The following is a 14,344-nucleotide window of genomic DNA, read 5'->3' as shown; positions in this document are numbered from 1 at the left end:
TAATAATAAAGATCCGACCCTCGAAATTATCTTAGCTGAATACGATTCAAATGCAATCCTTCTGACTGAACTGAGCGAGCAAATTTCACAGCAGGTAATCCATATACCATCATATAACCAATAGTATGATCTTCAGGAATATTAAACAATCCTTTTAATTCGCTTGCCACATGTTCCATCACTGCTTTTAAAAAGCCATTCCATAGAGTGCCTATTCCCATTGAATTGGCTAATAACTCAAAATAACTAAGCGAAATTACACAGTCAGCAACACTATTGCTGTTTGTTGCAGGAGCAGTAGCAATTATCAGGTGTGGAGCATCGCGGAAGATGACATCAATTCCTTTGGATTCCCATACTTGCTGGAAAGCACCATACATTGCTAATGATCCTTCCACTTTACCTTCTTCTTTGGCTTTTTTAATGGCATTGTAAACAGCTTCGCGCACTTTATCCATTTCGGCTCTGGTATAGGTTGCCGATAGTAATACCTGGTTTTTATTATGACCCGTAGGAGCAAAAGCAGCACTTTCAATCAATTTTTGAATTGTGGCTTCTTCCAATTCTACCTTTTTAAATTTACGAACCGAACGACGGGTTTTAATCAATCGTTCCATTTCTTCAGCCGAAGGAATCTCACTGGTAACTTCTATGCTGTCTTCAGGATTTTTGCCAAATATTGAAAGAGCACCTGTTGGGCAAACAGCCAAACAATGCTGACACTTAATACAGTTTTTCTCTTTTCCTTCTTTTATAACCGGTATTCCGTTTTTTCCATCAATAATCAAAGAAGGACATTCCTTAGCGCATAATGAACATTGGGTACATTTAGCCTCGTCAATTTTAAAATCAAGCATGTTTTATTAGTTTGTTCGAGGCGTGAAAATAATGAATTTCCCGGAGCTCAATTCTAATTTTATTAAAATAGCGGAAATAGAAACAAAAAACTCCCCGATGAGAATCGGGGAGCAGCTATTATATTATCTTCTTTTTCGGCGGAAACCAGGATTTTGACTGCCCCGTTTTTTATTACGGTTGGCAAAAAACTCATCCTTTTTACGTTGCTTCTCCTTCTCAAATTCCTTTTTCTCTTCTGTATTCATGGGTTTATCAGTTTGCGGAAAAGGATTGTCGCTTACAACTTCTATTTTTTGTTTAATCAACTTTTCGATATCTCTTACATATGCATTTTCTTCAGGCTCGCATAGAGATATGGCAACTCCCTCTTCGCCGGCACGACCACATCGCCCGATTCGGTGCACATAGGTTTCCGGTTCGTTTGGAATGTCGTAGTTGATTACAAAGCGCAGTTTATCAATATCAATTCCACGGGCAGCAATATCAGTTGCAACCAGCACACGAATCTGGCCATCTTTAAATTGTTTCAGTGCTTTCTGTCGTTGATTCTGACTCTTATCTCCATGAATGGCAGCACAGTCAATTTTTTTATTTCGCAGGTTGCGTACAATTCTGTCCGCTCCATGCTTGGTTCTCGAAAACATCAATACCTGTTCCAGTTCTTTATTTTCAAGAATGTGAAACAACAGGTTTTTCTTTGATTCCTTGTTGGTAGTATAAAGTTGTTGTTGTATTGTTTCTGCAGTTGATGATACCGGATTAACTGCTACAGTCTTGGGATTAACAAGTATTTGTTGCGACAACTTAAGTATCTTTGGCGGCATGGTAGCCGAGAAGAAAAGAGATTGGCGCTCTTTGGGTAACTTTAACAATAGCTTTTTAATATCATGGATAAATCCCATATCCAACATTCGATCAGCCTCGTCAAGCACAAAATATTTTACATTGCGTAACGAGATATGCCCCTGATCCATTAAATCGAGTAAACGACCTGGAGTAGCAATCAATATGTCTGTTCCATTTTTAAGTTGCCTGATCTGTGGGTTTTGTGGTACACCACCAAAGATAACAGTGTTTTGTAAATGACTGTACTTACCATAGGCTTTAAAACTATCCCCAATTTGTATGGCCAGCTCCCGGGTTGGCGTAACTACCAATGAAGTAATGCGTCTTTTGCCTTTGGTTTGACCATTTTCATTAATCAGATGCTGAATAATAGGTATGGCAAAAGCAGCCGTTTTTCCGGTTCCGGTTTGTGCATTACCTAAAATATCAGTTTTTTCTAATGCCAAAGGAATGGCTCTGGCCTGTATAGAAGTTGGTTCTGAATAGTTCTCATCCTTCAATGCTTTTAATATAAAAGGATGTAATTTTAAATCTTCGAATTTCATTTATTGTGTTTCTATGCATAACAAGGGCTCACAAAATAATAGTGGTGAATTAAGAGCTCATTGCTACCATAGCGATGCCTTGCTTGTTTTACTTAATTAGGCTGCAAAGATATTACAATTAATTACTACTTCTAAATAAAATTGTTTAGGGATTAAAATGATCTGTGGAGTAGCTACAAGAAAGGCTATAAGTTGTTATAATGATTTTGAATGTTTTGATACACAAACGGAGGGAAATACCCTCCGTTGATTTATGAATTTAATTAAACAGCGTTGGCTGAAGGTTTTTCCAGGCCGTGGCCTTTGGGACCTTTTTCGGTTTTATACAATAGTAAACTAAAGATCAATTCAATAATACCTAATGCACTAAAAATCCACATTCCCATGTTATATCCTTCCGGGTTGGTATCTGAAGCATTTCTCTCGAATAAACTATTATTCAACCTAAAAAATAATCATGTGTGAAGAAATTGATCCGTTACCTTACCTGATTTCTTCCCTTCCATCTGCATAAATGGCATACCGTCTTTTATCACGTGGTTGAACCACATCATAATTTTGCCAGGGCCAACCACCGAACTGTGTTTTTTGATAATCCATAAAAGCCTGTCTGATTCCAGCTTCGTCATTCATTACAAATGGCCCATGTTGCACAACTGGCTCGTTGATTGGTTTGCCTTGTAAAATCAGTAGGTAAGAATTCTCGTTACTGTTTATAATTGATGTTTGCTCATTTGCATATACATCTATTGAGTTGTAAGGTTTAATCTTGGTATTGGCAATTGTAATTTTAGATCCTTTATAGAAATAGACAGATCGGTTGATATCTGCAGAAGCGGCAGGTAATGACAATTTTGCACCAGCCTCCATTTTAACCAACCATATGCCAACCTGATTCTCTTCATTTGCAGCCCATGAATCGGGTGCAGGTTTAGGAGCCGAAATATGATCGAATTGGCCGGCTATGATAGTTATTTCGCTAACTTTTCCTTGTTCATCTTTGATTTGATGTTTAGGTATATCTTCAGACCATAGCATATTATAATACGGTGTAACATGCTTATTGGCTTTAGGAAGATTTAACCAAATCTGAAATAACTCCAATGGATTGGGTTTATCATCATGTACCAGTGGAAACATTTCTGCATGTTGTAAGCCAGATCCAGCTGTCATCCATTGAACATCACCATTTCCGTATCTTCCGGTTGAACCATTCGAATCTGAATGATCAACAAAACCTTCCAGAACAACAGTTACGGTTTCAAATCCTCTATGCGGATGAGCCGGAAATCCGGGTACCTTATGTCCGTGATACATTCGCCAATCATTTTCTTCAGAAAAATCCTGTCCTATGTTTCTACCCGACAATGAAGCTGCAGGTCCCATTTGGTCATTACCTTCAGGATAAAGATCACGATGGTGTACACAAAATAAAAACGGATCATTGGTCACCCAGGTAAAACCCAATGGTTTAATATTCTTAATTAGTTTATTATTCATGATAGTCTTTTGAATAAAAAGGAGTGAAACAATTTGTTTGTTCAACGGTTAAATTCAATTTAATATTCATTAACTACGTTTGATTTAAAATAAAATGACCATGATTATCAAAAGAACTACTTCTAAAGATCAGGATTTTATTGATTTGGTTAAACTCTTAGATGCGGATTTAGCTAAAAGGGATGGTGATGATCATGCATTTTTTGCTCAGTATAATAAGATTGATCAAATCAATCATGTGGTAGTGGTTATCATAGATGATCGGCCTGTGGCTTGTGGGGCAATTAAGCCTTATGATGAAAATACCATGGAAGTAAAACGTATGTACACATTGCCAGAAAAAAGAGGGACGGGGTTGGCATCAATCGTATTAAAAGAACTTGAAAAATGGGCGTTTGAATCAGGTTATGAAAAATGTATACTCGAAACAGGTATTCGACAACCGGAAGCAATTGCTCTTTATACAAAGAATGATTACCATCTTATACCTAATTACGGTCAATATGTTGATGTAAAAGATAGCAGATGTTTTTTAAAACAACTTCAATAAAAAGCCCGACAAACTTGCCGGGCCATCCTTGTACTTACTTAATGTAAAATAATTGTATATGAAATGAGAGTACAAAAATATTTTATGGTCTTTTACCGTCTCTTAAAGCTGGAAACCAGACCTTATCTCTCATATGATTAAAATTATCCTGCGATCCGTTTACATTCTGATGAGGTGAATCAACCATTATCATTATCTCTTTCTTTTTCTTTTTAAGTTGATTTAAACCTGCAATAATTCCTTCAGGAGGACAAACTTCATCAATTAAACCTACTCCAACATAAACAGGACATTTAATTTTAGACACAAAATTGGCAACATCATAGTATTTGCTGGCGTTTCTTACTTTATCCGGATTACGATCTCCCCATGTGCAATCATACCATTGTGGCCATCCTCCTTTTCGGCCAACGACAGGTCCCATCATATCAAAGCCTGCAGGCACCAATGCAACACATCCTGTAATTCCCGCGAATAAACCAGCAGTCATAAGTGCCTGCATGCCTCCCTGACTGGTTCCGGTAACTACTAAAGTTTCTCCATTCCAATCTTCTCTACTGGTAAGATATTCGGCAGCTCTGTAACAGGATAAGTACATTCGAAGAAAATAGCTTTCATCTTTATCTTCATTGCCAATTGTCCAATAATCTTTCAATTCATTTTTGAATTGATCTTCGTAAAACTGCTTATCATTATCAATGGGTAGGTCATGGGCAAGAATATTAAGAACCAGCCAGCCATCTTGTGCATATCCTGTAGCCCAGTTTTTTTCGAGTGGATAAACACCTGCCCATTGAACAATCAATAGTGCCGGGAATTTATTTCCTTTGCTTGGTTTAACTAACTGACCTTGTATTTTAGAGCCACGAATGTTATCCATGGATATTTTATAATAATCAACTCCATTTACTTTACATGAGTCTTTTTTAATTTGAGCATTTACCGGTGTTTTTTGCAGTTCTTCAATCTTCGATTCCCAGAAAACTTCAAAATCATCAGGTTTTTTATCCGATAGTTCTATTTTGCCAGAGTTTGCAATAGCACCACCTTTAGCATATTGTATTTCATTTTTATCATTTTTCCAACCTATTTTTAAAAGCACAGTACCTGGAGAATCAAATTTGTATGTGATAATGGTGTCATTTTTTGAAAGAATACCTTCCTGGTAGATATTTAATCCACCGGGAATTAATTTGTAATGCAATGAATCAACCTTTGTTTTATCATTAAATTGGATTGTCCATTTAACTGTTTCACTTTTTTTATATACTCCATCAATATGATCGGGCTTGATTGTGACCTGACTTAAAACAGATTGATTTATTAGAAATATTACAAAGAATAGAACTAAAAGAATAGAAGTTTTCATTTAAAATTATGTTTGAATCGAAGGTAGCATGCATGGCAATAAACCACAAACTTAGTATGCTTTATTAATTGTATGAATAATGCATAATCCTATACTTTTTTATCAACCAAGCTTTGGAATTACGACAGTAATATTTAAACGGTAGTTTATATGCCTACGTAAAATTGTATTTATGCTTCATTGCATGGTTCTTATAATTAAAACATTATGGAGTGCAATAATGTTGGAGCGTGCAACATTATTGTTATTGTGCATCAATAGTTATGTTTCGTCATGAAAAATTCAATTTAATTCAACATTAGTTCAATTGAATAATTGGCATGATTGGTAGTTTTAGGTTCTAGTTTAAAACAAACGTTACGATAAAAAGGAATAAGTTGACATTTGATAAAGAAAATAGAAAAGATCATTTAAAAGAAGATGCCAGACGGTATGCAATTATTCGTGTTGTGTTGGTGATTCTGCTGATTCTTGTTCTATTGCTTTTATTGTTTTTGTCTACTGATTAATAAGGTTACATTAATAAGCTTGGCATAAGTATATTGTTAGGTTAAGATGTGTTAGCTATTTCTTAGAGTTATAAATATTCTTTACTGATATAGATTTCAAATTTATTCAGCATGAATATTAATTGCCGAAAAACAAAACTTTTATTAAGGATGTCTTATTAAGATATGTATTATAAATTTTTTGAAACACTTGAAAAATGTTTTAAATTGTAAAAAAATATTAAATAAAGCTATTTGTTATTTTTTGTTATTCTTAATAATAACATTCTAAACTAAAGGAAGTAGTGATTTGTTAAATGAATAGTAAGTAGTAATAGGTATAGAAATTAAACATATCATACATAATACCAGATATTTTGAAAGGATCCAAAGTTTAAATATGAATTGTCAGTTTACAGTGATTATTAATTGTCCAATTGTTAATAAATCCAATTAACCAATCATTAAAAATCAAAAATCTATGAAACGAACATTTAGTTGGTTAAAAAGGTGTGTGTTGATTTCAACAGCACTCATTATTGGGGCAGGAGTCATGTTTGCCCAGGGAAAAAGTGTAACCGGTAAGGTTACAAGTTCTGAAGACGGTATGCCTATTCCGGGTGTTTCGGTCGTTGAAAAAGGAACTACAAATGGTACAATAACCGGAGTTGATGGTGTTTACACTCTTAACGCTACCCAAGGTACGGTTTTGGTTTTTTCATTTGTAGGTATGACCTCTCAGGAAGTAACGGTAGGAGATGCAACAACCTACAATGTAGCTTTAGATCCTGAAATATTTGGAGTAGATGAAGTTGTGGTCACAGCTTTAGGTCTAGCTAGAGAGAAGAAGGCATTGGGATATGCAGTGACAGAATTAAAAAGTGAAGATGTTAATTTGGTCAAAGATCCAAATGTTATTAATTCATTGGCAGGTAAGGTGGCAGGTGTTAATATTACTCAATCTACTTCTGGTCCCGGAGGTGGGGCTAGGGTAATAATTCGTGGTAATAGTTCAATTACCGGTAATAACCAACCTTTATATGTTGTTGATGGTATTCCTGTAGATAATTCTGGAGCAGGATCAGCTGCAGGATCAGGGACCGGAGAATATTCTCGAGCAGATTATGGTACCGGGATTTCGGATATTAACCCGGACGATATTGAATCAGTTACAGTATTGAAAGGACCCAATGCTGCAGCGTTATATGGATCCAGAGCAGGAAATGGAGTTGTACTTATTACAACAAAAAAAGGTACTTCAAGGAAGGGTATGGGTGTGTCAGTAAGTTCTAGTTATACTTTTGATAATCCTATGTTACTGCCTGAATTTCAAAATAAATATGGTCAGGGAACTCAGGGTAATGTACCTGAAGATATTACTCAGCTAAAAAGTTCTAGTTCATGGGGACCTGCATTTGATGGAACTCAACGTCCTTATTGGACAGGTGTTAACAAAGCATACTCAGCACAACCTGATAATGTAAAGGAATTTTTTGATACCGGTAGCCAGTTTGTTAATACAATTGCTCTTGAAGGTGGAAATGAAAAATCAAATCTTAGGTTTTCATATACTAACAATGCGACAAATGGAATACTTCCAAATTCCAAAATGAAGAGGCATAATTTCAACTTAAGAGCTTTTACGAATCTGACAGATAAATTATCAGTTGATGCAAAAGTCACTTTCTTTAATCAGGACATGAGAAACAGAGCTGTTCAAGGAACAGAAGGAATTATGGCCTATGTATATCCAATGCCACGAAACCTGATTTTGGATGATTTCAAAACATATCAAAATCCGGAAGAATCTCTTAATGTTATTAGTTATACAAACTCAGGAGGGAATCCATATTGGATTTTGAATCATGATACTAATGAAGATAGACGAGAAAGATGGACTGGTTTTGTGAAGACCAGCTATGAATTTACTTCTTGGTTATCAGCTTTTGCCAGAGTAGGAACTGATATGGTCAATACTAAAATAGAAACTGTTAATATGCCTGGACATCATTTCTTTAGTACAGGAAGATTTAATTACTCTAATTCTAAAAATTCGGAAACAAATGCTGACTTTTTATTCATGTTAGATAAGGAATTAACTACCGATTTAAATCTTAATTTTAATTTTGGTGGTAATCACTCATATCGTACATATGAATATATGAGTATTTTTGGAGAAAATTTTAAAATTCCATCAAAAGCAACCGTATCAAATGCTGTAACCTTAACGCCAGGATACAATCCTTTGCAGGAGAAAATTGTTAATTCAATTTATACATCAGCTTCTTTTTCATATAAGGATTTAGCATATATTGATATAACCGGAAGACAGGACTGGTCTTCTTCATTAGGTCGTGATAATTGGTCATATTTCTATCCTTCTGCTAGTTTTTCACTATTGGCTGATAAATTATTTGTAGGATTAGATCATATATTAGATTTAGCTAAATTTAGAGTGAGCTGGGCTAAAGTTGGTAATGATACAAATGAGTACCAGCTTAATGAATATTATAACTTAGCACAAGATGGATACCTTGGAAGAACGGTAGTTACGCGTCCAAATGTAAAATTCAATCCAGATTTAAAAGCTGAAGAAATTACCTCCACAGAAATTGGTCTTGAATGGAGTCTATTAAAGCATAGAATATATGGTGATTTTTCTTGGTATCAAATCACATCAAAAGACTTGATTTTTGATGTGCCGGTGGCAGCGTCAACAGGATATTCATTTTTCAGAGAAAATGTTGGTGAGATTAAAAACTCGGGTGTTGAACTTATGTTAGGCTTAAAACCTGTAGCTACTTCTGATTTTACCTGGGATTTAACTTTCAATTATTCGAAAAACAAAAATGAATTGGTTAGTTTAATTGAAGATACAGATGTATTTATTTTTAGTACAACCAATTCAGGCAACGTTGCTGTACAAGCTACAGTTGGAGGTGGATATGGTGATATTTATGGTACTACTATTAAGCGTACTGAAGATGGTAAACAAGTTGTTAATGCGGCAGGAAGGCCTCAGGCAACAGAAGAAAAAGTATTATTAGGAAATTACCAACCAGAATGGACAGGTGGATTATCAAGTACATTCACTTATAAAGATATATCATTACGCCTTTTAGTTGATGGTCGATTTGGAGGTGAATTATATTCAGGAAGTGATGCTGGTTTGGATGCAAGCGGTGTTTCTGAGAGAACATTAATGTACAGAGAAGATGGTATTCTGGTTGATGGTGTTATTGATAATGGTGATAACACATTCACAAATAATACAACAACAATTAGTGCACAGGATTATTTTGGAGCAATGAGTTCTATTGCGTCGGAGTATGTATTTGATGCAACAAATGTTCGCTTACGTGAATTAAGTTTAACTTATCGAGTACCTAAAAACTTTTTGCAGGATGGTTTTATTAAAGGGGCGTCTGTTAGCTTTATTGGTCGCAATTTATTCTTTATATATAAAAAGATGGACAATTTCGATCCTGAATCAAGTTTCTCAACAAGTAACTTTTCCCAGGGCGTTTTATGGTATAATTTGCCAACAACCAGAAGTTTAGGTTTTAATGTGAATCTTAATTTTTAAAAATGTTAATCATGAAAATATATAAATTTTTAATAGTGTTGGTTTTCATGGCTGGAATAGGGGCATGTACCGATAGTTTTGAGGAAATCAACACAAAACCTGATGCCTTCTATACTAACGAAGTAAGTGGTAAGTTTTTTATGACTGATCCACAGTATAAATTATTTGCTCCTGATAGATATCCATATTGGAGAGCACATTTAATTCATGCTGACAGATATTCTGGTCATGTATGCTTTGGTCATAATGCTTCATGGTGGAGTGATGAGTTAGGTTACTCTTATAATGGTGGATATACAGATGCTTCATGGGATTGGCTGGAAGGTTATTTGGGAAATCTGGATAATTTTATGAAACTGGTTGATTCTGGAGGTGAATTTGAAAATCTTTATATGCATTCAATGGGTATGATAATGAAAGGGTTATATTATCAGATGTTTACCGATGTTTTTGGAATGATTCCATATACAGAGGCAGCTGATGAAACCATTGTCACACCTAAGTTCGATAGCCAATTAACCATTTACAAAGGCATAATTAATGATTTGGATGAGGCAATGGCTGTTATTGGAGATGCAACAGCAACGGGTGTTGGTGTAAGTGATGCAGGTGAAAATGACTTATATTACGGAGGTGACCTACAAAAATGGAAGAAGCTTGCAAATACTTTAAAATTAAGAATTGCATTACGAGCATTGGGAGCAGAAGGAGAAGATTTTGCTCAACAAGCTATTACAGAAGCATTGCAAAATCCATTGCTTACTACTGAAGATGACAATTGTTTAATGGAAAAAGATACAGAAATATCGCAATGGGGAAGTGCTTCTTATGGTGATGTATGGTATAATTTTGGTGCAGGTTCTGACTGGACACTTGGACAAACATTAGTTGATTTTCTCCGTAATGAAAATGATCCGCGTTTATCTAAATATGCCAAACCTGCAGCTGGAGGAAAAGCTAAATTTACTAAACCGGAAGGTGCTGAAGCTGACTTATTCTTAAAGAGGGTAGATTTTATGGTTAGCGCTCTTGATAATGCTAATGTAGATTACGTAAGAGAGGATTATGCGGATAGTGTAATTGTTCAAATGCCTGTATCTACTCATTATGTAGGACAACCATCTCGTTTGAATGATAAGATTAAACCTTTTGTACAATATTCATTTTTCTCAACACCAGCAGAAATTGTTATTCAAAATAAGAATGAAGGAAAACCAATTTTTCCTGAAATTGTAATGTTAACTGCTGAATCCTACTTTTTACAGGCTCAGGCAGCTGTATTAGGTTTGGGGAATGGTAATGCTGAAGATTTGTATCAAGAAGGAATTAAACAAGCTATGTTAGTTTGGGAGGTTTCAAGTACAGAGGCCGATGCTTATATAGCAACTTCTTCTTTTGGATCATTAACAGGTACCACTGATGAAAAGCTTGAAAAAATTGCTATACAAAGGTGGATAGCTGCATATACTGATGGTTTTGAAGCATGGTCGATTGTTAGAGACTTAGGTTATCCAAGTGTACTCGCAGAAGGTGTTTCGGATATTGATATATATGGATTAGGGGATTTGAATGGTTTATATCCACAAAGAATGCGTTATGGAAATGCTGCCTGGAACAATAATGGTAGCGAAACATCTATTGCTGTGGGTATTCAAGGTGCAGATATGCAGGCAACTAAATTATGGTGGGCCAAGTAAAAGATTTTTTTTCATAGAGCAACTTTAAAGTTGGGGAGGTAATCAGAATTGGTTACCTCCTTTTATATAGATATATATTGATAACCTTTGAGTTGATTTGTAAATTCAAGTGTTTTTTATGTTATGATGAAATATTAAATAAATATTTTTCACAGAGATGACAATAATCATAAGCAGATCTCAAAACCCTTTTGCAACTTTGTTATTAGTAATAATAGTAGTTTTTAAACAGTAAGAAACAATTTCAATTATAAACGAATGGCAACAATGAAGGCACTGGTAAAATCAAAAGCCGAAAAAGGTATTTGGTTGGCAGAAGTAAAGGTTCCTCAGGTGGGACCGAATGATGTGTTGATAAAAGTGAAGAAATCGGCCATTTGTGGAACCGATTTACATATTTATAAATGGGATGAATGGGCTCAAAAAACAATTACTGTTGGAATGACCATTGGCCATGAATATGTAGGAACAGTTGCTCAAGTTGGAAGTGAGGTAAAAGAGTTTAAAGAAGGTGACAGAGTAACAGGCGAAGGGCACATTGCTTGTGGTCATTGTCGTAACTGTCGCAGAGGACGTCAACATATTTGTGAAAGAACCATCGGAATTGGAGTTAACATTGATGGCGCTTTTGCTGAGTACGTAAAGGTACCTTCAAGTAATGTTATGAAAATTAACAAGCAGATACCTGATGATATTGTTGCTATAATGGATCCGTTTGGTAATGCTACCCATACAGCATTATCCTTTCCTCTGATTGGAGAGGATGTACTGATTACTGGTGCAGGTTTAATTGGAAGCATGGCCGTATCAGTAGCACGTTTTTCTGGCGCTCGATATGTAGTTGCTACCGAAACCAATGAGTTCAGAGCTGAACTTGCAAGAAAAATGGGAGCAACACGTGTTGTAAATCCTATTAAAGAAGATCTTCATCAGGTTATGAAAGACCTTGGTATGATTGGTTTTGATATTGGTTTGGAATGTTCTGGTTCACCAATTGCATTTAATCAATTGGTTTCTAGCATGTACAATTCAGGTAAGATTTCGTTACTAGGTATACTACCTTCTTCAACAACAGTTGATTGGAATAATATTATTTTTAAAGGATTGACACTAAAAGGAATATATGGTCGCGAAATGTTTGAAACATGGTACCATATGGAACAGATGCTAATGTCAGGTCTGGATTTATCGCCAATCATCACACATCGTTTCAAAGTGGATGATTTCCAAAAAGGTTTTGATGTTATGGAAGAAGGTAATTGTGGAAAGGTTCTACTGGACTGGGAATAAAAGAATAAATAAAATGCTTAGTAATCAGCTAAGCATTTTTACTTAATTGTCCATACAATTCCTATGATGCTTCCGTAGATAATACTATTTGTTGGGTCGGATGTTATAGGGCAGGTGCCTGAATTACAGCCAATAAAATGATAATATGCATAACCGGCCGCAGCTCCAAGTAAGAGTCCAACCAGATTTCTTACCTTAAGATTTCGTTTTATTTTCTCCCAAATCTTCATTACTTTCGATTTATATAAAATACATGCAAATATATAAAAATCTATATATGTATAGACGACTTTTTATATTTCTTTTAGCTTTTGTTTCTTTGAATATTGTTGCCCAGAATTCAGTTTCATGGGTATCTATGCTTGACAGTATGCACCTGGAAAAGGATTTTAATAAAAAGAAATTTCATTTAAATAGAATATCAGATGAAATAAAGGTTTTGTGGAAATCAAAAAGTTTAAGTGAAATAAAAGCGTTAAGTAATAAAATATCGATAATCAAAAGTAAAGATGGGAATATTGAGGTGATTGCTTTCTCGGAAATTACTTATGCAAATACTCTACAAATTGAATGGCTGGTAAAAGAGAATGAAACAGGTAATGGTGTTATATGGCAATTTGAAAATGAAGTTCAAATTAAACCAACAAAGAATTATCCAAAGCTTTTTCTTGATATAGAATATGATGAAAGTAATGGATTATATGGTTTAAAAATAACAGATAATGCAGATGTGACTTACGTAAGAACTCACGATCTGATTACCAAGTGTTGGTTTGAGAAACTATTTCTGCAAACTACCGATACTGACAAAGACTCATTAAACCAAATTATACAGTCACGCTTAAATAACCTATGGAAGAATCCTTCGTATTTTGATTCTAATCTGGCAGGATTAAACCGTATGCAAACTATTATTTCGAAAGATAAGAAAGTTAAAATATCAACCTACAGTATTCAGAAAGAAGGATTTAAATATGAGTTTTATGGTGCAGTAATCAGCAGAGATCAAGGTATTGTTATGGTTTATCCTTTAACTGATGCCACAGAAACTATTAAATCGCCCGAACGTGCTTCTTTAACAGAAAAGAAATGGTATGGAGCTATTTATCTGGATATAATAGAGACAAAAGAAAAAGATATGACTTATTATACATTAATAGGTTATAAAGGCTACGACGAATTTGTAAAAACACGTCTTTTAGATGTTCTTATCATTAAGAATAACCGATTACGATTTGGAGCACCGGTTTTTAAAGAAGATCGTTTGACGCGTCACCGGGTAATATATCAGTATTCGGCGGGGGCTAGTATGATGATGCGGTACGATAAAGATTTGAAGATGATTGTAATGGATAATCTGGAACCGACTGAGTCATTTTACCGGGGAGTTTATCGCTTTTACGGACCTGATTTTTCATATAACGGTTTTAAATTTCAAAAAGGAAATTGGGTTTTACAGAAGGATATTGACTTAAGAAATCCCAAGGGCCACAATTAATACTCCGTTTTTTTAGAATAAAAATCACTAGTGGGCGATTAAGATTAAAAAACGATCTTTGAAATTCTTTGTTAGTCGTACTTGTAGCGATTTTTAATAGCGTGACGATTTGAATTG

At 35.0% G+C, this 14,344-nt stretch carries 11 protein-coding genes; 5 read left to right on the top strand and 6 right to left on the bottom strand.

Going from position 1 to position 14,344, the window contains the following annotated elements; translation table 11 throughout:
- Nucleotides 1-26: 26 nt before the first annotated feature.
- The 4 genes from ACRD62_RS21790 to ACRD62_RS21775 all read right to left on the bottom strand — a co-directional run bounded on the left by ACRD62_RS21790 (nucleotide 27) and on the right by ACRD62_RS21775 (nucleotide 3,749).
- Nucleotides 27-857, bottom strand: coding sequence for a nitroreductase family protein (locus ACRD62_RS21790; protein WP_430822208.1), 831 nt, complete (start codon nucleotides 855-857; stop codon nucleotides 27-29).
- Between the two features lie 123 nt (nucleotides 858-980).
- Entirely contained in the window at nucleotides 981-2,249 is a 1,269-nt protein-coding gene (locus tag ACRD62_RS21785; protein WP_430822207.1) for a DEAD/DEAH box helicase, read from the bottom strand.
- 263 nt (nucleotides 2,250-2,512) lie between these two features.
- Entirely contained in the window at nucleotides 2,513-2,692 is a 180-nt protein-coding gene (locus ACRD62_RS21780) for a hypothetical protein (protein ID WP_430822206.1), read from the bottom strand.
- Between the two features lie 40 nt (nucleotides 2,693-2,732).
- Complete coding sequence (locus ACRD62_RS21775; protein WP_430822205.1) at nucleotides 2,733-3,749, bottom strand: pirin family protein; 1,017 nt, start codon at nucleotides 3,747-3,749, stop codon at nucleotides 2,733-2,735.
- Between the two features lie 100 nt (nucleotides 3,750-3,849).
- Here ACRD62_RS21775 and ACRD62_RS21770 point away from each other — a divergent pair, with 100 nt between their 5' ends.
- Nucleotides 3,850-4,299 carry a GNAT family N-acetyltransferase gene (locus ACRD62_RS21770; RefSeq protein ID WP_430822204.1) on the top strand — a complete coding sequence of 150 codons (450 nt, stop codon included), beginning with the start codon at nucleotides 3,850-3,852 and terminating at the stop codon, nucleotides 4,297-4,299.
- An 82-nt stretch (nucleotides 4,300-4,381) separates the two neighbouring features.
- On the opposite strand, the gene ACRD62_RS21765 is transcribed toward ACRD62_RS21770, so the two are convergent.
- The gene (locus ACRD62_RS21765) at nucleotides 4,382-5,668 is read right to left on the bottom strand and encodes an acetylxylan esterase (RefSeq protein ID WP_430822203.1); all 1,287 of its coding nucleotides are present in this window, start codon (nucleotides 5,666-5,668) and stop codon (nucleotides 4,382-4,384) included.
- 969 nt (nucleotides 5,669-6,637) lie between these two features.
- Between ACRD62_RS21765 and ACRD62_RS21760 the strand changes: the two genes are divergently transcribed.
- The 3 genes from ACRD62_RS21760 (at nucleotide 6,638) to tdh (ending at nucleotide 12,729) form a co-directional block, all read left to right on the top strand.
- The gene (locus ACRD62_RS21760) at nucleotides 6,638-9,742 is read left to right on the top strand and encodes a SusC/RagA family TonB-linked outer membrane protein (protein WP_430822202.1); all 3,105 of its coding nucleotides are present in this window, start codon (nucleotides 6,638-6,640) and stop codon (nucleotides 9,740-9,742) included.
- An 11-nt stretch (nucleotides 9,743-9,753) separates the two neighbouring features.
- Complete coding sequence (locus tag ACRD62_RS21755) at nucleotides 9,754-11,439, top strand: SusD/RagB family nutrient-binding outer membrane lipoprotein (RefSeq protein WP_430822201.1); 1,686 nt, start codon at nucleotides 9,754-9,756, stop codon at nucleotides 11,437-11,439.
- Between the two features lie 258 nt (nucleotides 11,440-11,697).
- Nucleotides 11,698-12,729: an L-threonine 3-dehydrogenase gene (gene tdh / locus ACRD62_RS21750; RefSeq protein ID WP_430822200.1), complete on the top strand. Its 1,032-nt coding sequence runs from the start codon at nucleotides 11,698-11,700 to the stop codon at nucleotides 12,727-12,729.
- A 38-nt stretch (nucleotides 12,730-12,767) separates the two neighbouring features.
- Here the strand turns inward: tdh and ACRD62_RS21745 are convergent, their stop codons facing one another.
- Entirely contained in the window at nucleotides 12,768-12,959 is a 192-nt protein-coding gene (locus ACRD62_RS21745) for a DUF6132 family protein (RefSeq protein ID WP_321410675.1), read from the bottom strand.
- 47 nt (nucleotides 12,960-13,006) lie between these two features.
- Here ACRD62_RS21745 and ACRD62_RS21740 point away from each other — a divergent pair, with 47 nt between their 5' ends.
- Nucleotides 13,007-14,227, top strand: coding sequence for a hypothetical protein (locus tag ACRD62_RS21740; protein WP_430822199.1), 1,221 nt, complete (start codon nucleotides 13,007-13,009; stop codon nucleotides 14,225-14,227).
- The last annotated feature ends 117 nt before the right edge of the window (nucleotides 14,228-14,344 follow it).

It is taken from the genome of Carboxylicivirga caseinilyticus, assembly GCF_050589785.1.
Lineage (GTDB): Bacteria > Bacteroidota > Bacteroidia > Bacteroidales > Marinilabiliaceae > Carboxylicivirga > Carboxylicivirga caseinilyticus.
Note: the sequence above shows the minus strand (reverse complement) of the source record. Positions and strands in the feature narration are given on the sequence as shown.

Coding starts and splice junctions, on each gene's coding strand:
- ACRD62_RS21760 (WP_430822202.1), top strand. CDS start 6,638: ATGAAACGAACATTTAGTTGGTTAAAAAGGTGTGTGTTGATTTCAACA.
- ACRD62_RS21740 (WP_430822199.1), top strand. CDS start 13,007: ATGTATAGACGACTTTTTATATTTCTTTTAGCTTTTGTTTCTTTGAAT.
- ACRD62_RS21790 (WP_430822208.1), bottom strand. CDS start 857: ATGCTTGATTTTAAAATTGACGAGGCTAAATGTACCCAATGTTCATTA.
- ACRD62_RS21785 (WP_430822207.1), bottom strand. CDS start 2,249: ATGAAATTCGAAGATTTAAAATTACATCCTTTTATATTAAAAGCATTG.
- ACRD62_RS21745 (WP_321410675.1), bottom strand. CDS start 12,959: ATGAAGATTTGGGAGAAAATAAAACGAAATCTTAAGGTAAGAAATCTG.
- ACRD62_RS21755 (WP_430822201.1), top strand. CDS start 9,754: ATGAAAATATATAAATTTTTAATAGTGTTGGTTTTCATGGCTGGAATA.
- ACRD62_RS21765 (WP_430822203.1), bottom strand. CDS start 5,668: ATGAAAACTTCTATTCTTTTAGTTCTATTCTTTGTAATATTTCTAATA.
- ACRD62_RS21770 (WP_430822204.1), top strand. CDS start 3,850: ATGATTATCAAAAGAACTACTTCTAAAGATCAGGATTTTATTGATTTG.
- tdh (WP_430822200.1), top strand. CDS start 11,698: ATGGCAACAATGAAGGCACTGGTAAAATCAAAAGCCGAAAAAGGTATT.
- ACRD62_RS21775 (WP_430822205.1), bottom strand. CDS start 3,749: ATGAATAATAAACTAATTAAGAATATTAAACCATTGGGTTTTACCTGG.